Here is a 21,052-nt window from a genome sequence, read left to right as displayed (position 1 = left end):
GCACCCGACGCGGAAACGTGGCGCTCGCGGGGCTTCTTCCGTGCCCCGATGCCGCTGCCCGACCACGTGTCATGGCGGGACCGGTTCCTGTTGTCGGCCGGGCACCAGCCCCACCCGCTGGGCCACTGAAGTGCTCGTGCAGGCAGTCGAGCTCAATCGAACAGACACTGCGGTGGCTGCCGCTGGTTGACTGAACAGATGATCCTCGACGGTGGCCTGTCCAACGCCCTCGTGGCCCGCGGGCACAACCTGGCCGATCACCTCTGGACGGCACGGCTGCTGCGCGACGCCCCGGCGGAGATCGCCGCAGTGCACCGCACCTACTACGGGGTCGGCGCGGAGGTCGCCACGACGGCCAGCTACCAGGCCAGCGTCCCCGGCTTCGCCACCATGGGGATCGAGCGCGACGAGGCGGAGACCCTTATCCGTCGCAGCGTGAGCATCGCCCTGGAGGTTCGCGACGAGCTGGCCGGGGATGGGCGGCGCCGGCTCGTCGCGGCATCGGTCGGCCCCTATGGCGCGATGCTCGCCAACGGCTCGGAGTACCGCGGCCGCTACGGAGTCGAGGCGGCCACCCTGCGCGACTTCCACCGCCCGCGTCTGGAGGTGCTCGCATCCGCCGGACCGGACCTCTTTGCCGTCGAGACGATCCCCGACGCGTTCGAGGCCGAGGTCCTCGTGGCGCTCCTCGACCAGATCGGGATCCCCGCCTGGTTGTCCTACTCCGTGGTCGGGCTGAGGACCCGTGCTGGGCAGCCGCTTTCTGACGCCTTCGCCGTGGCTGCCGCGAGCACCTCCATCGTCGCGACCGGCGTCAATTGCTGCGCCCCCGACGACGTGCTCGCAGCCCTCGAGGTCGCGCGGACCCAGAGCAGCAAGCCCGGAGTCGCCTACCCCAACTCGGGCCAGGACTGGGACAGTGGCACGCACACCTGGGCCGGCGAGACCTCCTACCATGTGCGGCTCGCGCCGGCGTGGCAGGCGGCGGGTGCGGCATACATCGGCGGGTGCTGTCAGGTCGGACCGACGGACATCGCCGCGCTCGCCCGGCTGCCGGGCCTCGCCGCGTGGTCCTCACCCTGACCTCGGCGGCCCCTCAGGTCATGCCCGCCAGGAGCCCGTCGTCGTCGCCGAGTCGACCAGACCTGAAACGACACCGGGCCGAGGAGTCGTGGGGCCGCCTGGTGTCAGGGGCTGACGGGGTGTCCCACGCACTATGCGGTGCCTACCGGGGTGGGCAGGGCATCGTGCGTGAGGTGGGGGTGAGCCGCGGCCGCCCGGGCCGTTGGCTACCGGGAGTCCGTCCTGGTCGCCACGCGCAGTTCGAGGAGGTATCGCTTGGTGATCGTCCCGCCGTATCTCGTGTCGATGAGATCCCCGATGCGGTGCAGCAGGGCCTCTCTCGCCCCTTTCGGCCAGTCCTCGAAGGTCGAGGTAAGAACCTCCGAGGAGCTTCCCTCGACCTTGCGCCGCAGACGTTCGAGGGGACGAGGTAGATCGGCTTTCGGCCACGCCGGGTGCCGGGGCGGTCGGGCGGATGAGGCAAGGTGGTCCCATGTACTTCGTCGGCATGGACCTCGCCTGGGGAGAGAAGAACCCCACCGGACTCGCCGTCCTCGACGCAGGGGGCGCGCTGCTCCACCTCTCCGCGCAGACATCGGACGCGCAGATCGTCGAGGCGCTGTCCCCGTATGCCGGCCCGGGCGTCCTCGTCGCCATCGACGCGCCGCTCGTGGTCGTCAACGCCACCGGAAACCGGCCCGGAGAGGCCGCCCTGAACCGCGACTTCGCGCGCTTCGACGCCGGCGCCCACCCCGCCAACACGGGCAAGAAGGAGTTCAGCAGCATGCCGCGAGGCGCCCGTCTGGCCACGACGCTCGGCCTCGACATCGACCCCGCGTCCCGGGCCGAGCGAAGGGCCATCGAGGTCTACCCGCACCCGGCGACCATCGCCCTCTTCCGTCTCGGGCGGACGCTGAAGTACAAGAACAAGCAGGGCCGTCCCCTCGAGCAGCTGCGCTCTGAGCTGCTGCTGCTCGTCGACCTCCTTCAGGGCCTCGAGACCGCCCGTCCGGCCCTGCACCTGTCGACGCACCCGGACTGGACGCGGCTCGTCGCACGGATCACCTCCGCAGCACGCAAGAGCCAGCTGCGCCCCGCCGAGGACGAGGTCGACGCGGTGGTCTGCGCCTACGTCGCGATGTTCGCGTCGGCCCGCGCCGACCGCACGACGACCTACGGCGACCTGGCCACCGGCTACATCGTCACGCCGACCCTTCCGGACGGGCACCGCCCCTCCCCGCGCCAGCTGGCCGCCGCCGAGGCAGCGGGAGAGGAGAGCGAGGCCGATCCGGTCCGCGTCGCCGTCCAGCAGTATGCCGTACTGCAGCCCGAGTTGCGCGACGTGACAGCGCAGTTCGTCACCCTGATCACCACCCTGCTCGACGATGCCGGCATCAACTATCTCAACGTGACCGGCCGGGCCAAGAGCGTGTCGTCGTTCGCCGGCAAGGCTGCCCGGGCCGTGGGCGGTGCCCCGGTCTACGCCGACCCACTCGTCCAGATCACCGACCAGATCGGCATCCGGGTCATCACCTACCTCCAGAGCGACGTCGTCGCGGTGGCAGACCTGCTCTCCGACCAGCTGAGCGTCCTCGACGACCGCGACATGGGCCAGGAGACCGCGAGCGAGGGCCGGTTCGGCTACGCGAGCCGCCACCTGCTGGTGGCACACGACCCCACCCGGAGTGACCCCACGGCATACGCGGTGCTGCGTGAGCGAAGCGCACAGGTGCAGATCCGCACGGTCCTGCAGCACGCTTGGGCCGAGTTCGAGCACGACATCCGATACAAGGGCTCCGTCCCCGAGCAGGACGCGCCCGATCTCGACCGCCGGTTCACCCTGGCGGCAGGCCTGCTCGAGCTCGCTGACCGCGAGTTCTCCGCGATCCGCGACCGGCTGCAGGCCACGATGACGGACCAGCGGCCGCAGCCCGACGAGAGCGATCCGCGGATCACCCCGATGGATCTGGCGACGTTCCTTGCGGGGCAGTTTGCCGACGCAGGCTGGTCGCGCACTGACCACTATGCGTGGATCTCCGGGCTGCTGCTCGAGCTGGGCATCACCTCGTTGGACGAGCTCGCCGCACTGCTCGGCGCCATCGACAGCTCGGCGATCGACGGACGGATGGGCTATCGCTATCCCGCCGGCGCCGTCCGGCGGCTGGACGACGCCCTGCTCGCAGTGTTCGGTCAGCGTTATCTCGGTCTGCACGGCAACGCTCATCGCGAGGTGCTGTTGAGGACCCGGATGGAAAAGCTGCGCGCTGCCGGCGAGCAGACCTGAACCCGGTGGGCTGGCAGGCCTGGGGGAAGCTAGGCGCCCGAGCCCGAGGGGGTGCCGCCGAGCACCGTGGTCGCCTTGTCCACCGCGAGACTCGTCGCGCCTTGCAGGTCCTGCCCCCCCGCCCCGTCCAGCGTCAGGGCGAGCACCGTGTCGCTGATTCCGACCTGGACGATGGTCATCTCGATGCCGTCGAGCGGGCCGCCGGACGCGGTGATGCGGATGGCGACCGGGTCGACGCCGGACGCCGGGGGGCTGACGGCGCGCACCGACATCGTCGAGCTGCCCTGGCCCGCCAGCGTCATCTTGACGGAGCTGCAGCTCGCCACCGCAGCCGTCACCTTCGCCTGGAGGGCGGCCACCTCACGAACACTGCCGAGGGCGTCGATCGACTCGTCGACAAACGGCCCTCCCTGTCCGGCCGAGAACGACACGTGGGCGCTCGCGGTCGACCCGGGGGTGTTCGCCGCGTTGGCCATCGCGACGAATGCGGTGCAGGCCGGGTCCTTGGAGGAGAACGGTTTGACGTTCGCGCCGGTTTGGGCCGGCTCCTTCGCGAACCCGGGCGGCAGGTCCGTCAGTTCGATGAGCGCCTTCTGCAGCAGGGCCGTCGTGCGGGGCGCCGCCGGCGCCGTGGTGGTCGACGTCCCCGAGGCCGTGGCGGGCGACGTGCCCGAGGTGGTGGTGCTCGTCCCCGAGGCTGAGGTGGCACTGCCGGTCGCGGAGGTGGTGGGGGAGTCGGATGTGGGGCCGGTCGTCTGCGGGGCCGCGGCGCCCGCGCCGGAGCAGGCCCCGACGAGGAGGGCGGCGGCGAGCAGCGAAGGCGCGAGGCGGGTGGTGGTCACGGGCGGAGGCTATCTCCCGGTGGGGCTCGCCTTGGTGAGATCGCCCTGAAATGTAGACGTTCGGATGACCCGGACACGCAGGCGCCGCCCCACCCGGTCGGGTGGAGCGGCGCGTGAACGGCGCCCCGACGACGTGCGCCGGGACGGATCAGTCGAGCGTGGGGTAGTCGGTGTAGCCCGCGGCGCCCCCGCCATAGAACGTTGCCTGGTCCGGCTCGTTCAGCGCCGTGTCGTCGCGCCAGCGGCGGACCAGGTCGGGGTTCGCGAGAAACGGGCGGCCCACGGCGACGACGTCCGCGAGGTCCTGCTCGAGGATGTTCTCGACGTCCTCGAGCGAGGTGACCTGCGCGAACCCGCTGTTCAGCATTACGGGGCCGCCAAAGCGCTTGCGCAGGTCGCGGACCAGGTCGGTGGCGGGGTCGGCGAGGACGCTGAGGTAGGCCAGTCCGAGCGGGGCGATGCCCTCAATGAGGCTCTCGTAGGTCGCCGCGGTGTCGACCGCATCCTCCTCGAGAACGCCCTGGATGTTGTGCGAGGGGGAGATCCGGATGCCGACGCGGTCCGCGCCGATCGTCTCGGCCACGGCCTTCGCCACCTCGATGACGAGCCGGGCGCGAGCCTCGGGCGAGCCGCCGTATGCGTCCGTGCGCTCGTTGCTCGACGGCGCGAGGAACTGGTGGAGGAGGTAGCCGTTGGCGGCGTGGATCTCGACGCCGTCGAGTCCCGCTTCGATGGCCTTGCGTGAGGCGTCGACGAACTCGGCCACGATGCCCGGGATCTCGTCCGTCTCGAGCGCACGCGGGGTCACCATGGGCTTCTGGCCGTCGGCGGTCACCATCTCACCCGGAGCGGAGAGAGCACTCGGGGCGACGGACTCGAGCCCGTTCTTGTTGTCCGGGTGGGCGATCCGGCCGGCGTGCATGAGCTGGACGACGATGTGGCCGCCACCGGCGTGCACGGCATCGGCAACGAGCGACCAGCCGCGCACCTGCTCCGGGGTGTGGACACCCGGGGTGTCGAGGTAGCCCTGGCCCACGGCGCTGGGCTGGCTGCCCTCGGTGATGATCAGGCCGGCCGACGCGCGCTGGCCGTAGTAGGTCGCGTTCAGCTCTCCAGGTGCCTGGCCCTCGCCGGCCCGGTTGCGGGTCAGTGGAGCCATGATGAAGCGCTGGGGGAGGTCCCAACGACCGATTCGGATGCTGTCAAAAGCCAAGGACACGCAGGATCACTCCTCGAGGTGGTGGAAGGTTCAATAACCCTGACAAGTGACTGACCGCCCCCGGCATTCCACGAAATCGCTCGGGACGCCCGGGTGTGGGTCATCTCACCACGCGTCAGCCCTGCGTCACCTGCGTGCCCTCTCTGCCCTGCGTGCCTCGCGTGTCCTGGGTGCCCGGCAGGATCCCGGCGTGGATGACGGCCCCGGCAAAGGGACGGAACGCCGCGAGGACCTCGTCCGCATCGTCGATCCCAACCCAGACCTGCGCCGCTGCGTCGTCGGTGGCGTCCTCGACCCGTTGGCGCAGGGCGGCACCCTCCTCGGTGAGCGTGATCACGTCCCCCGACACGGCGACGAGGCCGTCATCGGCGAGCTTCGTGGCCGTCCCGAGCCACTCCTCGTCGCTCCAGCGGCGGGTCGGCTGAAGCATCGAGCGATCCCGGCCCGCAGACGCCCGCGGTGGTTGGTCGCGCAGCCCGGCGTCGTAGAGGACGAGCGCCTCGAGCGGGGCGACGCCGTGCGCCACGAGAGCGGCGTTGTGACCGTCGCCGCGCCACTCGCGCCACAGGGCCGTGCCGTGCCACAGCGACAGGTGTGGCACGGTCGGCCAGGGCAGGGCCGCGTATGCCGCGGCCAGCACCCGCCCGGCATGGTCCACCCCGGAGATGAGGGCCCGCATGCGCTCGGCCTGCCGGGCGAGGTCGGGGGAGGAGATGAGGTCGCCCAGGGCCGACCGGAGGCCGGTGTCGACGACCCGGGTGCGCGCGGCGTTGAGGTCGTCGGTCGTGTGGCGCTCGAGGACCCGGCCCCACGCTCGGTCGACCGCCGCGGGATTGAACCCGAAGAAGCTCGCGGAGACGACCGCGGCGGGTACCGGACCGAGCGGCGCCGCCCGCATGCCGGTGTAGGCCCCCAGCCAGCCCACGCCGAGGTCTGTGCGGGCGTCGTCGACGTGCGGGCCGAAGTAGGCGACCAGGTGGTAGGGCTCGAAGGTCTGGTAGGCGAGTCGGGCCAGGCCCCGCTCGCGCTCGCTGTGCCGGTGATCGGTCATGTCGCGACTCTAGACCGGCGTCGGACCCGGTCCCGGCAGTCACGGGCAGACAGTCCGCAGGCCAGCACCTTCCGCACCGCGGCGATGCGGGGGAGACTGGGCAGACGGGGAATCAGCCGGAAGGTTCGGTCCCCGCCGCCGTTGCATCCCCCTGCCTCAAGGAGCTCCTCATGAGTCATTCCGTCCCCGCCGCGAGCGTCCCCGAAGGCACCGTCATCGGAGTCGACAGCTACGCCGTCGGCAACAACGGTGACTACTTCGCTGTCGGTCGCACCTGCCGCCACCTGCGCGCCGACCTCGCAGGCGGCAGCATCGACGCCGACGGCTGCCTCGTGTGCCCCTGGCACGGGGCGAAGTACGACGTGGGCACCGGTCAGATGGTCCGTGGCCCGCAAGGTGTCTTCGCCAAGATCCCCGGCCTCGGCGCGGGCTTCAAGGCGCTCACCCGGCTGATTCCCCTGAAGCGAGGCACGATCGAGCGGCGCGGCGCAGACCTCGAGATCGACTAGTCGGCCGGGACGGCCCCGTCGGCGAGGGCCAGCTCGAGCAGGTCCGGCCGATCGGGCCACGACAGCAGCCGGGAGTGCAGTTCGGTGCTCGCCGCCGCGCACCACTGCAGATATGTGTCGTATGCCGTGGGGTCCGCTCGCGCGTCCGACCCCGGCCACGCGGCCGGTCCGGCTGCGCGCGGGGCGGGCCGAGCGGCATACCGCGCGGGGTGGACCGAGCGGAGCGAGCGGCTGACCTGCTCGTCGAGGATGAGCGCCGGGGGACCGGGCGCGAGGGGGAGGGCGGACGCGGCGAAGTGGAGGAAGGTGGTCGCGAGCTCGGTGCTCCACGGCGTCATCCCGGTCGCAAGCACCGTGAGCCCGGCGACCGCGCCGTGGCGGCGCATAGCGTCTGCGGCCTCGTCGGCGGTGCCCCCCAGCGTCATGCTGTCGCTGAGCACCTGGGCGAACTGCGGGCCACCACGGCCTCGTCGGCCCGCCGCCCACGCGCAGGACGCGACCATGAGCGGCAGCCACCGCCCGGCAGCCTCACACCCGACGGCGAGCTCGACGAGCTGCGCCCGCGAGACGGGGTGCGCAGTCGCGGACCGGCCCAGCGACGAGGGCCAGCCCGCGAAGTGCTCCCACTGCCCCGCGGCCAGGGCGACCTGCTGGCGACCAGGGTCGTCGCCATGCGCAGCGCGGACGCGCGGGCTGGCCAGCCAGCTGCCGAGCGCCGCGACCTGGACGTCGGTGAGGAGAGCCAGGGTGACGTCTGCCGCACCCGTCCCCGGCACTGGTGACCGGGCAGCGGACTGCAGTGCGGCGAAGGTCGTGAGCTGTCCCGGGGTGCCGACGACGACGACGGCGTCGAAGCCGCGGACCACCGCCGTCACCGGGTGGACCAGTGCGGGCGAACCACTGCAGACCAGCACCGTTGGACCGTCCCGGGTGTCGGGCCGCAGGAGGCGCTCCACGAGAAGCGTCTGCGCCAACACCAGCGGGTCGCGCGCGGCCCGGGGGTTGCCGTCGACGTCGAGCGTCATGACGGCCATCCCGCCGTCGGCGGCCATCGCTCTCACCGTCTCCGCAGTGACCGAGGTGGTGCGGGCGGGGACGAGCGGCGTCGTGTCGCGCGCTGCGACGTCGAGCAGCGCCAACGCGTCCGTCGGCGCGCAGATGACGACGACCTCGGCCGCGGTGCAGGCCGGGAGCCACGTCCGCACGTCCTCGAGATCGCCGGCGAGGATGACGCCACGGGGTGCGGCAAGTCTCGCAAGACGGTGTGGGAGGGTCGCTGCCTGGTCGACGGCAGCCTCGGCGGAGCCGCTCACGAGGACGACCGAGGAGCCGGTGGCGCGCACGGCGGCGGCCGCGGTGGCTGGGGTCGTGCGCGCGAGCCCGATGATCCTGCGCGTCGGCACCGGCTCCCTGTCCGGCAGGGGTACATGTTGGTCTGCGGCTGCAGCGTGCTCGGTCGGCTCGGTCGGAGCAGGAGGAGGTGTCACTGGCGTCGTCGCCATCATTTCGGGCGGTTTCGGGCTCGTCGCGCTCGAGGGTTCGGCTGTGCCTGCCCGCCTCAGCTGGTCGCGCCCGAACCAGTCACGGGTGCGGTCGTCTCCGTACTCGACGAGATAGGCCGGGGCGCCCGGGCTGCCCGACCCGTATGCCGGGTCCGGCGAGATCGCGACCACCGTCGCGACCTGTCCGCCGGCGCTGTCGAGTGTGGTGCGGACGATGTCCCCGACGATGATCCGTGAGCCGCCCAGGAGTCGTCTCCGCCGCCTCGTGTGCTCGCGCCGGTGGGCGACGCGTGGGTCGTCCGGGGGGTATCCGTGCCCGGCCCGGGGCGGCTCGGGATCCGGCGGCGGCGCTCCGGCGTCGAGCAGGAGGCCGGCGGCGGCGAGGGCGAGCCGTTCGTCCGGGCCGTCGGCGCGCAGGAGGGTGCTGCCGCTCGCGTCGACGAGCCGGTCGCCGGCGACGGTGCCGACCCTGACCTGGGGGGCCCGGACGCCGCGCGTGACGACACCGTCGGGCGCGACGTGGCCGAGGTGGCGCAGGAAGAGGTCGTGGACGAGGCCCAGGCGGGTGACGTGGCCCAGGGGCTGTCGGGGGGCGTTGCCGCCCGCACCCGCGTAGAGGGTCCCACCGTCGAGGACGGCGACCAGCCCTCCCGCGCTGTCGTAGACGCTCGTCCTCACAGGCTGTGTATAGCATCCGAGCAGGCGCAGCCAGCAGATAACCGTCAGGGCGCCCAGTCGCGGTCCATCGTCAGCATCGGGCCGTCCGAGGTGCGCGGCCACCACCCCGGCCTCGAGAGGGTGCCGGCGATGCTCGTGCGGGCGTCACCCTTCGCGGCGTTGAGCTGGGGCTGGGTGACGAACAGAGCCTGGGACAGGCCCGTCCACCGCAGGTCGGCGTCCCGCAGGTCGGCGCCGAGCAGGTCGACCCGTCGCAGGTCGGCGCCGCGCAGGTCGGCGGCAATGAGGTAGGCGCCGCGCAGGTCGGCGCCGCGCAGGTCGAGGCCGCGCAGGTCGGCTCCCACGAGGTCCGCCCCGCGCCCGATCCGCCGGCGGCCCAGATCGCGGCCCAGCTCTGCGCCGGACCGGACGAGCCGGCTGGCCCGGTCGAGGAGCGCCCCCACCCGTGCGCGGAGCCCGACGACGTCGAGGTGCCCGAGACGGTCCGCCTCGGTCTCCACGAGTCCGGTGACCTCGGCCGCCAGGGAGGCCACCTCGACGCCGAGCGAGCGGAATGTTGCCCTGTTCGTCGACGCCCTGTCCGTCAAAGCCGTGAGGGCGCCGGCCTCCGTGAGGTGGACGAGCATCTCGTGGAGCTGGCGCATGACGGGAAACACGGCATACATCTGGCGTGCGGTGTCCGGGTGGTCGCGCCAGTCCCGGCCGCCGAAGGTGACCTGGGAGACCTGCTGTCCGGCCCCGAAGCACTCGAACACGGTGCACCCCCGGTAGCCGGATCCGCGCAGCCGGTCGTGGATGCCGCAGCGGGAGTCCGCGAGCAGGTTGCGGCACGGGTCGCCGGCGGCCTTGTCGGTCGGGAAGTCGACGGACCGCGCGAACGGCAGCGCCACGCAGCACAGCCCGAAGCAGCTGCCGCAGTCCGAGACGAGACCGGGTCCGTCGCCGGTCGTCACGGCCGGCCGGGGTGCGTGAAGGGGATGGTGGTGGCCAGCTCGACGAAACCGAGACGCCGGAGGATCGGTCGGCTGCTTGGTGAGGCGTCGACCTGGAGGTAACGGAAACCCAGCTCCGCGGCCAGCGCGGCCCGGTGGGCGACGAGCGCCCGGAAGACCCCACGCCCGCGCCACTGCGGCAGGGTCCCGCCGCCCCAGATGCTCGCGAAGTCGGTGTCGTGGTGGAACTCGACGCGACCGGCGGAGACGGGCTGCCCCTCTGCGACGGCCACCACCGCGGCGCTCGTCGCGGGCTCGCGGGCCAGGCCGGCGAGGACCGACCGGCCCACGTGGGCGTGGTCGCCGCCGAAGACCTCGTCGTGGACGCAGACGAGATCCGCGACCCCGTGCGCGTCCCGCACCACGACCACCTGCACCCCGTCGGGGGGCGCCACGTCGAGGTCGAGTTCGCTGATCTCGGCAACGAGCAGCATCTCGGGTTGCTCGGCAGCCAGACCCGCGGCAGCGAGCCGGGCCGGCAGGTCAGCGGGTGTGTCGTAGGAGTAGTACTTCCACTCCCAAGGGCGCCCCTCCTGGGCGAACCGCGCCACCTGGGCGGCGATCACGGCGTCGGCGACGGCGTCGTCGAGGTCGGACCAGGTCACCCCACCCCAGCCGCTCGAGAGCGTCCGCACCACATGGGCGTCACGTTCCTCCACTCCGTCGTCCCCCGAGCCCGGGCGGCGGCGGATCTGCTCGTCGAAGGCGGCGAGCACGACGTCGGGGTCCATGGCCTCAGCCGACCAGAAGCCGGCCACGACAGCAACCCTGCCCTGTGGGGTACCGACTGGAGGAACAGGTGTTCGGCGATCAGATCGCGGACCGCGTCACGGGACAGGTCATCGATCTCGATGTCCATCAGCCAGTGCCTCCCTCTCCAGCGCCGTTGGGGAGGCCAATCGTGCGGTGGCGAGGAACTGGGTGGCGGCGAGCTCTCCGTAGAGCGGGTCCCCGGCGATGAGCTCGCAGTGGGTTCCGATGGCGCGGACCTTGCCCGCGTCCATCACGACGATCCGGTCGGCCATGGTGACGGTGGACAACCGGTGGGCGACGACCAGGACCGTGGTCGTGCGGGCGGCGTCGGCGATGGTGTCACGCAGGGCCGACTCGTTCACGGCATCGAGTTGGGAGGTCGCCTCGTCCAGGAGCAGCAGGCGCGGCCGCCGCAGCAGGGCACGGCCGATGGCGACGCGCTGACGCTCACCGCCGGACAGCTTCATGCCACGATGCCCGACCATGGTGTCGAGGCCGTCGGGCAGGCCCGCGACCATGGGGGCGAGCCGCGTCGTCACCAAGACCTGCTGCAGGTCCTCCTCGGTGGCGCCCGGCGCGCCGAACAGCAGATTCTCACGCAGGGTGCCGGACAGGACGGGCACGTCCTGCTCGACGTAGCCGATCGCGGCCCGCAGTCCGGCGATCGGCCAGTCCCGGACGTCGGTCTCATCGACAAGCACCCGTCCGGCGTCAGCGTCGTAGAAGCGTTCGATGAGCGAGAAGACCGTGGTCTTGCCGGCGCCGGACGGGCCGACGAAGGCGGTCATCCCCCCGGCCGGGATGGTGAAACTGACCCCGTCATGCACGACCGGTAGGTCGGCGTCGTATCGGAACAGCACCTGCTCGAAGGTGACCGCCGCCGCAGGGCTGCCGGGCCGCGTCAGGTCGGCTGGTTGACCTGCCGGCTCGACGGGAAGGGCCTCTGCCTCCTGGATTCGGGCGACGGCGGCGGCGCCGACCTGATACTGACTGACGGCACCGGCCAGTTGGTTGACCGGCGGGATCAGGAAGAACACGTACAGCAGAAACGCGACCAGGGTGCCGACGCTGATGCTGCCGGCCGCGACTCGCGCACCGCCCACGCTCAACACGGCGATGAACGCAACCTGGACGGCAAGACCAGCGGTGTTCCCAGCGATCGCCTCCCACTTGGCGGCCCGTACGCTGGCCACCCAGGCCGCCGTGGCGGCTGCGTGCACCCGTTCGCCCTCGCGTTCCTCCGCGCCGGAGGCTTTCACCGTGCGGAAGGCGCCGAACATCCGCTCCAGCGCCGCGCCCATCACGCCCACGGACTCCTGCGCACGCCGGGACGCCTGGTTGATCCGCGGGACCACGAGCCCGATCACCGCGACCGCCACGCCGAGGGCAGCCAGGGTCACCGACAGCATGACGAGGTCCATCAGAGCCATCATGACCACGGTGGCGGCGAGGGTGAGGAGGCCGGTGATCCCGCCGACCATCGAGTCGGTGGTCACCTCCCGCAGCAGGGTGGTGTCCGCGGTGACCCGGGACATCAGATCGCCGGGCTCGTGCCGTTCCAGGGCGGAGAGCCGCAGCCGCAGCAGCCGGGACACCAGGCTCCGGCGGGCCTCCAGCACCACCGACTCGGCCGTGCGGCGCAGGACGTAGCCACCCATGGCGCCGATGGCCGCGTTGGCGACCAGCAATGCGGACATCAGCGCCACGAGACCGGTCATCGGGCGGTCCGTGCCGAGGGTGCCGATCAGCTCCCGCACCACCAGCGGCAGGGCGAGACCGCTGGCCGCCGTAGCCAGGCTCAGCGCGCCGCCGGTGATCAACGCCCCCGAGTGAGGCCGCGTGTACGACAGCAGGACGCGCCAGGCCGACACTGGCGGCGAGGGCCCAGCGGCGTCGGGTTCGGGGTCCATCACATCAGCCTACGATCGGACCGTCCGGACGAAACCTTTCGTCCCTGGGTCGAGATCTACGGCACGAAGACCTGAGTCCTGCTCGAGCAGCCGACCACGCATCCAGGGCACGGGGTCCGGCACGTCGAGCGTCCGCCGCTCACGCAGGGTCAGGAGCCTGCGGATGCCCTCTCCAGTTCGGCCACGTCGATCTTCCGCATGCCGAGCATCGCCTGCATCGCCCGCCCGGCCCGCCCCGGGTCGGGGTCACCGAGGTAGGTCCCGAGCTGGTCGGGGATGATCTGCCACGACAGGCCGTAGCGGTCCTTGAGCCACCCGCACTGGCCCTCCTCGCCTCCCTCGGTCAGCCTGGCCCAGTAGTCGTCGACCTCGCCCTGGGTCTCGCAGTGCACTTGGACCGAGATCGCCTCGGTGAACCCCGCGTGCATCGGGCCCCCGTTCAGCGCCACGAACGGCATCCCCGCCACCTCGAAGGACACCATCATCACGCTCCCCGACGTCGCAGGCGCGTTCTCACCGTAGCGCTGGGTGTCGGTGATCGTGCCGCCGAAGATCGACGTGTAGAGCTGCGCGGCCTCCTCGGCCTCGGTGTCGAACCACAGGCAGGTGGTCATGCGGGTCATGGCAACGGTCCTCTCGTGACGGGGTCGGAGTGCACTTCATCGGCATGCGGGCGTCGGCATATGGGGTGTCGGAATACAGTGATCATCATGAGCAGAGTCGTCGTCATCGGTGGCCATGGCAAGATCGCGCTCCGGTTGAGCCGGCTCCTCACCCAGGCCGGGCACGAGGTCACGGGGTGGGTGCGCAACCCCACGCACCGCTCCGACGTCGACGCTACCGGCGCGAAGGCCGAGGTGCACGACGTCGAGCAGATGTCCGTGGACGAGCTCGCCGAGTTCCTGGGTGGACACGACGCGGTGGTCTGGTCGGCGGGCGCCGGAGGCGGCACCCCCGAGCGGACGTATGCCGTGGACCGAGACGCCGCGACGCGCTCGATGGACGCCGCCGAGACGGTCGGCGTGAGCCGCTATGTCATGGTGTCCTACTTCGGCGCCGGCGCGGATCACGGTGTGGCACAGGACAACCCGTTCCATGCCTACGCGCAGGCCAAGGCCGCGGCCGACACCCACCTCAGGTCGACAGATCTCTCCTGGACGATCCTGGCCCCGAGCAGCCTCGTCGACGGACCGGGCACGGGACGGATCGAGACCGGCAGCGGTGTGCAGAGCAGCGAGGTGACCCGCGACGACGTGGCGGCCGTCGCGGCATACGTCATCGAACACCCGCGGACGGCGGGGCGCACCATCGCCTTCAACAACGGCGACACGGCCATCGCGGACGCGCTCGCCTGAGGGACGCGCCGTGCCGTCCTACCGCTGCGCCCTGGAGATCCGCGACGTCCGGGCCGGACACGCCCCGCAGGAGGTCATGGAGGCGGCCTTGGCCGGCGTCGACACGCTGCGACTCGTCGAGGCCCACGGGCTCGAGATCGTGCGGGGGAAGCCGGTGATCACGATCCGCTTTCTCGTCGAACCGGCGAGCGCCGACACCGAGGACGCGCTGGCGTGGGCCGCCGCCCGGGCGATGGCGCTCGCGGTGGACGGCGTGGCGACCCAGGGGGCGCTGCGGCTCACCCGACGAGTCAGGGGCCGCTGGCTGCGGGTCTGGCGACCGGCGGCCTCCTGAGACAGCGGGTCTACTTCGGGGAGTGCTCGCGGATCCAGCGCTTGGGGTCCTTGTCGACCGGGGTGATCCCCGTCGCGGCCTTCAGCGCCTCATAGCGCACCAACGCCACGGCGATCTCGTGCCGCAGCTCGAGGCTCGCGTGCTGCCGGAAGTCGGTCAGGTCCTGGCGCTCCTCCTCGGCCATGTGGTCGCTGTTGGCGACGTTGGCCTCGACCACGGCCTCCCACCACGCGTCACTGCCGGTCTCGGACGCGCCCACCTTGCGGATGGCCTCACGGATCTCGTTGTGGTCCTTGACCGCGTCCTCGACCTCCTCCTCGACGGAGTCGGCGTCACCACCCCCGGTGCCCAAGCGCAACAGCTCGGGGTAGAAGTAGCGCTCCTCGGCCTCGGCGTGCGTCTCCAGGAAGATCTCGAGCCGCGTCCACAAGGCACCGAGCCCCTCGGTGTCGTCGCGGGGGAACTGCTCGAGCATCGCGAACATCCGCCGCTGCTCGGCGTGCTGGCGAAGGATGACGTCGGTGATGTCCATGGTGGCTCCTCGGGCGCGACAGCAGGGCTGTCAGTATGCCGTGCGGTCTCCGGCCACCGTGCGCCGCCCGGCTCGTCCGCGACGCCGCTCGCGTAGCCTCGCCGTTGATCTGACGAAGGGGGAGCCGACGAAGGGGGAGCCGACGAAGGGGAGTCCATGACGGAACAGCCGATGGCGTGGGACGAGGCCACGGGCCGACCTTCCCGGTCCCGGAAGCGTCACCTACACCCCCCGGCAGCGGGCCGCTCCCCAACACCGCGTCAACGTGCATGACGCCCTGCGAGCGGAGCTCGATCAGCTGCGCGACATCGTGCGGCAGGTGGCCGATGGGCCCTCGACGGCGGATCGGCACGGTCGGCGACCAACCGGATGACGGTGCGCCAGAACAACTGGACCCTGGGCGCCTATTGCGCGCAGTACTGCCGAGTCGTCACCGTTCACCGCGGCCTCGAGGACCGCGGCGTCTTTGACCACCTGCGCGAGGTGCCGGGGGCCGCCCCCGTGATCGACCGCCTCGAGGTCGAGCACGAGGTGATCGCCGAGCTGCTCGAACACGTCGACGGGGCGCTGGTGGCCCTCGTGTCGCAAGGCCGAGTCGTCGACCCGCTGCGGGACGTCGTCGAGCGACTCGCGCACGCGCTGCTCTCCCATCTGTCCTACGAGGAGCGCGAGCTCTCCATCCTGGCACTGCGGGGATTCCCGTCACAGAGGGGATTCCCGTGACAGAGGGGATTCCCGTAACGAGACCCCCGAGATCGGCAAGCTGGAATAGCAGACCTCGTCGTCAGCGTTGGTCGAGTCATGTCCACGCTCGCACTGCGCTACGAGATGGCTCGCTCGGCGTTCGAGCGAGGCGATCACCTCGAGGCTGCCCGCACCCTGGAGGACCTGCTGGCCGACCTGTCCGGTGAGGAGGTCCTGCACGGCACCAGTGAGCTGCGCCTGCTCCTCGCCCGGGCCTACTACCACTCCGCGCAGCTGAAACGGGCGGAGCGGATGCTCGACGCTCTCGTTGCCGACGAGCCGTCGGATCCCTACGTCCGGCTCCTGCTCGCCCGGACGCTCCAGCGCCAGAGCCGCCACGACGAGGCCCGACCGCACGTCGCCATCGCCGAGGCGCTGGGTGCCGACACGTCGAGCGCCCGACGCTCCTGAAGGTCTCCCGGCTGATCAGCGGCGGTCATCGGCCTCGAGGGCATCGCCCATCCGGTCGGCCACCTCCCGGTCGGCACGCTCCCGGACGGTGGGCTCGCCCGCATGGTTCGCCTCCGTGCGCAGGCCCTCGATCGCGCCGCGGCGGTCCGCGTCGGACCGGTTCTGGCTCAGCTTGGCCTTGCCCTCGACGGAGGTCACGGTGAGCTCGACACCGACGATGGCCCGCAGGCGACTCGCGACGAACCTCGTGGGTGCGTCCGTCACCTGCCACGGGTCGCGGCGCCCACCCTCGTGTCGCTCGGTGAGCCGGGTGACGGCCTCGAGCACCCACGCGGGGTCGTCGACGACGCGCACCGGTCCGGAGAGATGGACTGCGGAGTAGTTCCACGTGGGGACGACCCGGCCGTGCTCGCGCTTCGAGGCATACCAGCTCGGGGAGATGTAGGCGTCCGGGCCGCTGACGACGACGAGCCCCTGGGTGCCGGCGGTGATGCGCTCCCAGTGCGGGTTGTTGCGGGCGAGGTGGGCGATGACCCGATCGCCCTCCCAGAGCACAGGGAGCAGCGTCGCGTCGGGTGCGCCGTCGCGGCCGACGGTGACGAGCTGCCCTACCCGTTGGGCGAGGACGAAGGCCTGCGTCTCGGCGAGGTCGGGCATGGCGTTGTAGGTCGGGACGTACACCCCTCCAGCCTAGGTCCGTGCCGAGAACTCATGTTGACGCTGAGTCAAGGGGGTTGACGCGGGGTACAGGCCGCGTCAACCCCCTTGACTCAGCGTCAACCCGGGGATCGGGGCGGCGGGATGGGCTTGCGTCAGAGCGTCCCGGGCCGACGTGGGCCTACCTGGGGGGGAAGCGGGACAAATGGGAGGTTTGGGAAGGCCCTCGAAGCAATCCACCCGCGCCCCGGTATCGAACTCCTCAGCATGACCACCCCAACACGAACAGCACCGCGCCGCCTGGCCTTCGCCCTGACCGGAGTGCTCGCTGCCGTGGCAGGGATGGCCGTCGGGCACCTCGTGGCAGCCTTCGTCAATCCCGCCACCTCACCTGTCCTCTCCGTCGGCTCGAGCGTCATCGACCTCACCCCCACGCCCCTCAAGGAGGCGGCGATCTCGACGTTCGGCACCAACGACAAGGCGATCCTGCTGGCCACGGTCGGTCTCGTCACGGTGCTGCTGGCCGCGACGGCCGGTCTGCTGTCCCGCCGCCGGCCCCAGGTCGGACTGGGGATCATCGTCGTCCTCGTCGCCGTCGCCGGGGTGGCCGCCATCACGCGCCCGACGGCGACGCCGCTCGACCTGCTCCCGGCGCTCGCGACCGGCATCGTCGGGGTGGCCGTGCTCCTGTGGCTGCGGCGGCTCATCGTCGGTCACAGCGCCCAGTCCGCCGCTGACCCCGACAAGGCCATGCTCACCGAGGACTCCCACCCGACCCGGGACGGCTCGCGGCGGCAGTTCCTCGTCGGCGCCGCCGGCGTCACCGCCGGCGCGGTCGTGGTCGCCAGCGCCGGTCAGCGGCTCGCCTCGGCCTCGAGCGACCCGTCCTCGGTGGTGCTGCCGAGCGCGGCGGAGACCGCCCGACCCCTCCCGACCGGGCTGGAGACGCAGGTCAAGGGCATCTCCGCCTTCCGGACCCCGACCGCCGACTTCTACCGCGTCGACACCAACCTCACGGTGCCCAAGGTCTCCAAGGACTCCTGGAAGCTCGAGATCGACGGTGACGTCAGGGCGCCCTTCTCGCTCAGCTTCGACGAGCTCTCGAAGATGCCGCTCATCGAGCGCGACATCACCATGACCTGTGTCTCCAACGAGGTCGGCGGCGGCTACATCGGCTCCGCGACCTGGCTCGGGGTGCGCCTGACCGACATCCTCGACCGGGCCGGTGTGGGCTCCAGCGCCGACCAGCTGCTCAGCACGGCCGTCGACGGGTTCACCATCAGCACCCCGCTGGCCGCCGTCCGGGACGGACGCGACGCCATGGTCGCCATCGGCATGAACGGTGCGCCACTCACGGACACCCACGGGTTCCCGGCGCGGCTGATCACCCCGGGTCTCTACGGCTTCGTGGGCGCCACCAAGTGGCTCACCAAGCTCACGCTCACGACGTATGCCGCGCAGCAGTCCTACTGGACCCAGCGCAAGTGGGCCACGGACGCGCCGATCAAGACCTCCGCCCGGATCGACACCCCGGCTCCGCTCACGACGATCGCCCCGGGACGCACTGCCATCGGGGGCGTCGCGTGGGCGCAGCACCGCGGGGTCGGCAAGGTCGAGGTCCGGATCGACGGGGCCGCCTGGCAGCCGGCGATGCTCGGCCCGGACGCCGGGGTCGACTACTGGCGTCAGTGGTACCTGCCCTGGGACGCCACCTCCGGCCAGCACATGGTCGCCGTGCGGGCCGTGGACCTCACGGGTGCCGTCCAGCTCGAGGAGCGGGCCACGCCGTTCCCCGCCGGGTCCAGCGGCATCCAGGAGATCGTCATCATCGTCTCCTGACGTCCCCCTCCGCCGACCGCTGCGGACTCCCACAGCAGGCTGCACGGCCGGGCACCCATGGTGCCCGGCCGTGCCCGCGAGCCAGCGGTAGGAGCAGGGGCAGGAGCAGGAGCAGCAGCAGGGGCTGCCGGGTCCCGGGGGAGAAACAATCCGAAATTGACTGCTTCCAGTCCAATCCGGACTCGCCGCTGCGGCGAATCACCCATGACAGTTCACCACCACACCGATTCCAAGGAGCTTTTCCCCATGAACGTTCGTCGCACCTCTTCCGTGGTTGCGCTCGTCGCCGCTCTGCCGATCGTCCTGGCCGCCTGTGGATCCAGCACCACCACCGCCCCGGCCGCACCCGCCGCCGCTCCCAGCTCGTCCTCCTCGGCCCCGTCGTCCTCGTCCTCGGCCCCGTCGACGACGTCCCCCTCGGACACGGCCACCAGCTCCGCGGCCGGTGGCGCGACGGCCAAGACGTTCGGCGCTGGCTGCGCGGCCGTCCCGGCTGACGGCAAGGGCTCGTTCAAGGGGATGGCCACCGACCCGGTCGCCACTGCCGCGAGCAACAACCCCGTCCTGTCCACCCTCGTCACCGCCGTTGGTGCCGCAGGTCTGGCCGACACGCTGAACTCGACGAAGGACATCACGGTCTTCGCGCCGTCCAACGACGCGTTCGCCAAGATCCCGGCCGACACCCTCAAGGGCGTCCTCGCGGACAAGGCAACCCTGACCAAGATCCTCACGGGTCACGTCATCGCCGGCCGGCTCTCCCCGGAGAAGCTCGCGGGCGACCACAAGACCCTTGCGGGCAACACCGTCACGGTCGCCGGCTCGGGCGAGGCCTTCACCGTCGGCAAGGACAAGGCCAAGGTCATCTGTGGCAACGTCCAGACCGCGAACGCCACGGTCTACATCATCGACTCGGTCCTGATGCCGTGACCGGCTCACGCCGATGCGGTCAGTAACGCGATGAGAGAGCAGAATGCTCAGCATGGCTGATCTACACGCAGTTCCCTCCGGTGATGTGTCACCGGAGGGAACTGCACCATCGCAACGACTCGCCGCCCTGCTTCGCCAAGCGTCCGTGGGCGACGAGCGGGCCTTTGCCGAACTGTATGACGCCGTCTCCGCACGGTTGTTCGGTCTGGTCCTGCGGGTGGTGCGTGACCCGGCCCAGTCCGAGGAGGTCTCCCAGGAGGCCTTCCTGGAGATCTGGAAGACGGCCACCCGGTTCGACGAGGGCCGGGGCAGCGCCCTCGGCTGGATGATGACGATCGCGCATCGTAAGGCGGTCGACCGGGTCCGGTCGGCCGAAGCGGCCGGACGTCGCGACCACAGCTATCACGAATCGAACCAGGACGTGGACTACGACAGCACCGCCGACGCAGCGCACTCCTCGATCGAGGCAGAGCGCGTGCGGAAGGCGCTCAAGACACTGACTCCCGCTCAACGTGGTGCGCTCGAACTGGCGTATTTCGGCGGCTACACCCACTCGGAGGTGGCGACCATGCTCGACCTCCCCCTCGGCACGGCGAAGACCAGGATCCGTGACGGTTTGATCAGGTTGCGCGACACGTTGGGACTCCAGTCATGAATGACGACATCCACACCCTTTCCGGCGCCTACGCGATCGACGCGGTCGACGACCTCGAGCGGGCCCGCTTCGAGCAGCACCTCGCGGTCTGCCCCGAGTGCCGGGACGAGGTCGGCAGCCTGCGCAACGCGGCCTTCGAGCTCTCCCACCTCGCCGAGTCCCTGCCGCCGGCTCGACTTCGCGAGCAGGTCCTGCGCGACATCACCGCCGTCCGTCCGCTCCCACCGCGGGTCGACATCTCGGTGCAGAAGGCCCGGGCGCAGGCCCCGGCCCCGCCGCGTCACGCTCCCCAGACCCAGACCACCCGGGCCGAGGCCCGGGCGCAGAGCCGTTGGTCCACCCGCTGGGTGGCCGCTGCGGCCGCGCTCGCCCTCTTCGGCGGTGGCGCAGCAGCCGTGACGCACCCGTGGGACCGCCAGAGTCAGGGACAGCTGACCGTGGCCGACCGGGTGCTCGGGGCGACCGACAAGCAGAGCATCGACCAGGCCTTCCCCGGCGGTGCCTCGGCGACCCTCGTGCGGTCCGCAGAGGTCGGCCGAGCCGTCGTCGTCACCCGCGACATGCCGCGGGCGCCGGGCGGCAGGGTCTACGAGCTGTGGCTCAAGGACGCGCAGGGGACCGTGGTCCCGGCCGGCCTGATGCCGCACAAGAGTGACCAGACCGTCCTGCTCGACGGCGACGCCTCGACGGCCACCTGGGCCGGGATCACCATCGAGCCCGAGGGCGGGTCGAGCACGCCGACGACGACCCCGGTCGCCTCCTTCGCTCTCGTCTGATCGGGCAATCCGGTCAGGGG

21 protein-coding genes are annotated in these 21,052 nt (G+C 71.4%); 11 read left to right on the top strand and 10 right to left on the bottom strand.

Annotated features, from left to right (window positions below; translation table 11 throughout):
* The first annotated feature begins 198 nt into the window (after window positions 1-198).
* Complete coding sequence (gene mmuM, locus ACLL9L_RS01990; RefSeq protein WP_411282967.1) at window positions 199-1,083, top strand: homocysteine S-methyltransferase; 885 nt, start codon at window positions 199-201, stop codon at window positions 1,081-1,083.
* Between the two features lie 472 nt (window positions 1,084-1,555).
* Complete coding sequence (locus tag ACLL9L_RS01985) at window positions 1,556-3,346, top strand: DUF429 domain-containing protein (protein ID WP_411282966.1); 1,791 nt, start codon at window positions 1,556-1,558, stop codon at window positions 3,344-3,346.
* A gap of 29 nt (window positions 3,347-3,375) precedes the next feature.
* On the opposite strand, the gene ACLL9L_RS01980 is transcribed toward ACLL9L_RS01985, so the two are convergent.
* From ACLL9L_RS01980 to ACLL9L_RS01970, 3 genes are all read right to left on the bottom strand, one after another.
* Window positions 3,376-4,188, bottom strand: a complete 813-nt coding sequence (locus tag ACLL9L_RS01980) for a hypothetical protein (protein ID WP_411282965.1) — start codon at window positions 4,186-4,188, stop codon at window positions 3,376-3,378.
* A gap of 148 nt (window positions 4,189-4,336) precedes the next feature.
* The gene (locus tag ACLL9L_RS01975) at window positions 4,337-5,401 is read right to left on the bottom strand and encodes an alkene reductase (protein WP_411282964.1); all 1,065 of its coding nucleotides are present in this window, start codon (window positions 5,399-5,401) and stop codon (window positions 4,337-4,339) included.
* A 121-nt stretch (window positions 5,402-5,522) separates the two neighbouring features.
* A complete protein-coding gene (locus tag ACLL9L_RS01970) occupies window positions 5,523-6,458 on the bottom strand; it encodes an SCO6745 family protein (protein WP_411282963.1) in 936 nt (311 codons plus the stop codon).
* Window positions 6,459-6,628: 170 nt separating this feature from the next.
* Here ACLL9L_RS01970 and ACLL9L_RS01965 point away from each other — a divergent pair, with 170 nt between their 5' ends.
* Complete coding sequence (locus tag ACLL9L_RS01965; protein ID WP_411282962.1) at window positions 6,629-6,967, top strand: Rieske (2Fe-2S) protein; 339 nt, start codon at window positions 6,629-6,631, stop codon at window positions 6,965-6,967.
* Here the strand turns inward: ACLL9L_RS01965 and ACLL9L_RS01960 are convergent.
* The 5 genes from ACLL9L_RS01960 to ACLL9L_RS01940 all read right to left on the bottom strand — a co-directional run bounded on the left by ACLL9L_RS01960 (window position 6,964) and on the right by ACLL9L_RS01940 (window position 13,425).
* Window positions 6,964-9,147, bottom strand: a complete 2,184-nt coding sequence (locus ACLL9L_RS01960) for a hypothetical protein (RefSeq protein WP_411282961.1) — start codon at window positions 9,145-9,147, stop codon at window positions 6,964-6,966. The two genes, ACLL9L_RS01965 and ACLL9L_RS01960, sit on opposite strands and share 4 nt — an antisense overlap.
* Before the next feature lie 44 nt (window positions 9,148-9,191).
* On the bottom strand, window positions 9,192-10,100 hold the full coding sequence (locus ACLL9L_RS01955; protein ID WP_411282960.1) for a pentapeptide repeat-containing protein: 909 nt from the start codon (window positions 10,098-10,100) through the stop codon (window positions 9,192-9,194).
* Window positions 10,097-10,870, bottom strand: coding sequence for a GNAT family N-acetyltransferase (locus ACLL9L_RS01950; protein ID WP_411282959.1), 774 nt, complete (start codon window positions 10,868-10,870; stop codon window positions 10,097-10,099). Before ACLL9L_RS01950 ends, ACLL9L_RS01955 begins: the two co-directional genes overlap by 4 nt.
* Before the next feature lie 108 nt (window positions 10,871-10,978).
* On the bottom strand, window positions 10,979-12,802 hold the full coding sequence (locus tag ACLL9L_RS01945) for an ABC transporter ATP-binding protein (protein ID WP_411282958.1): 1,824 nt from the start codon (window positions 12,800-12,802) through the stop codon (window positions 10,979-10,981).
* 149 nt (window positions 12,803-12,951) lie between these two features.
* Window positions 12,952-13,425 carry a VOC family protein gene (locus tag ACLL9L_RS01940; RefSeq protein WP_411282957.1) on the bottom strand — a complete coding sequence of 158 codons (474 nt, stop codon included), beginning with the start codon at window positions 13,423-13,425 and terminating at the stop codon, window positions 12,952-12,954.
* Window positions 13,426-13,512: 87 nt separating this feature from the next.
* Between ACLL9L_RS01940 and ACLL9L_RS01935 the strand changes: the two genes are divergently transcribed.
* Both ACLL9L_RS01935 and ACLL9L_RS01930 read left to right on the top strand, forming a co-directional pair.
* Entirely contained in the window at window positions 13,513-14,157 is a 645-nt protein-coding gene (locus ACLL9L_RS01935; RefSeq protein WP_411282956.1) for an NAD(P)H-binding protein, read from the top strand.
* 10 nt (window positions 14,158-14,167) lie between these two features.
* Window positions 14,168-14,491 carry a hypothetical protein gene (locus ACLL9L_RS01930; RefSeq protein ID WP_411282955.1) on the top strand — a complete coding sequence of 108 codons (324 nt, stop codon included), beginning with the start codon at window positions 14,168-14,170 and terminating at the stop codon, window positions 14,489-14,491.
* Between the two features lie 10 nt (window positions 14,492-14,501).
* Here ACLL9L_RS01930 and ACLL9L_RS01925 read toward each other — a convergent pair whose 3' ends face one another.
* A complete protein-coding gene (locus ACLL9L_RS01925) occupies window positions 14,502-15,023 on the bottom strand; it encodes a hemerythrin domain-containing protein (protein WP_411282954.1) in 522 nt (173 codons plus the stop codon).
* Between the two features lie 369 nt (window positions 15,024-15,392).
* Between ACLL9L_RS01925 and ACLL9L_RS01920 the strand changes: the two genes are divergently transcribed.
* Together ACLL9L_RS01920 and ACLL9L_RS01915 are read left to right on the top strand one after the other, a co-directional pair.
* A complete protein-coding gene (locus ACLL9L_RS01920) occupies window positions 15,393-15,746 on the top strand; it encodes a hemerythrin domain-containing protein (protein ID WP_411282953.1) in 354 nt (117 codons plus the stop codon).
* Window positions 15,747-15,824: 78 nt separating this feature from the next.
* Entirely contained in the window at window positions 15,825-16,178 is a 354-nt protein-coding gene (locus tag ACLL9L_RS01915; protein WP_411282952.1) for a tetratricopeptide repeat protein, read from the top strand.
* A 15-nt stretch (window positions 16,179-16,193) separates the two neighbouring features.
* Here ACLL9L_RS01915 and ACLL9L_RS01910 read toward each other — a convergent pair whose 3' ends face one another.
* The gene (locus ACLL9L_RS01910; RefSeq protein WP_411282951.1) at window positions 16,194-16,859 is read right to left on the bottom strand and encodes an FMN-binding negative transcriptional regulator; all 666 of its coding nucleotides are present in this window, start codon (window positions 16,857-16,859) and stop codon (window positions 16,194-16,196) included.
* Between the two features lie 243 nt (window positions 16,860-17,102).
* Here ACLL9L_RS01910 and ACLL9L_RS01905 point away from each other — a divergent pair, with 243 nt between their 5' ends.
* The 4 genes from ACLL9L_RS01905 (at window position 17,103) to ACLL9L_RS01890 (ending at window position 21,032) form a co-directional block, all read left to right on the top strand.
* The gene (locus tag ACLL9L_RS01905; RefSeq protein WP_411282950.1) at window positions 17,103-18,674 is read left to right on the top strand and encodes a molybdopterin-dependent oxidoreductase; all 1,572 of its coding nucleotides are present in this window, start codon (window positions 17,103-17,105) and stop codon (window positions 18,672-18,674) included.
* 246 nt (window positions 18,675-18,920) lie between these two features.
* The gene (locus ACLL9L_RS01900; protein WP_411282949.1) at window positions 18,921-19,601 is read left to right on the top strand and encodes a fasciclin domain-containing protein; all 681 of its coding nucleotides are present in this window, start codon (window positions 18,921-18,923) and stop codon (window positions 19,599-19,601) included.
* Between the two features lie 52 nt (window positions 19,602-19,653).
* The gene (sigK, locus tag ACLL9L_RS01895) at window positions 19,654-20,256 is read left to right on the top strand and encodes an ECF RNA polymerase sigma factor SigK (RefSeq protein WP_411282948.1); all 603 of its coding nucleotides are present in this window, start codon (window positions 19,654-19,656) and stop codon (window positions 20,254-20,256) included.
* A complete protein-coding gene (locus ACLL9L_RS01890) occupies window positions 20,253-21,032 on the top strand; it encodes an anti-sigma factor domain-containing protein (RefSeq protein ID WP_411282947.1) in 780 nt (259 codons plus the stop codon). The genes sigK and ACLL9L_RS01890 overlap by 4 nt, the downstream gene beginning before the upstream one ends.
* The last annotated feature ends 20 nt before the right edge of the window (window positions 21,033-21,052 follow it).

The sequence above is a fragment of the Lapillicoccus sp. genome (genome assembly GCF_046595215.1).
GTDB lineage: Bacteria > Actinomycetota > Actinomycetes > Actinomycetales > Dermatophilaceae > Lapillicoccus.
This window is presented reverse-complemented; position numbering and strand designations above follow the sequence as displayed.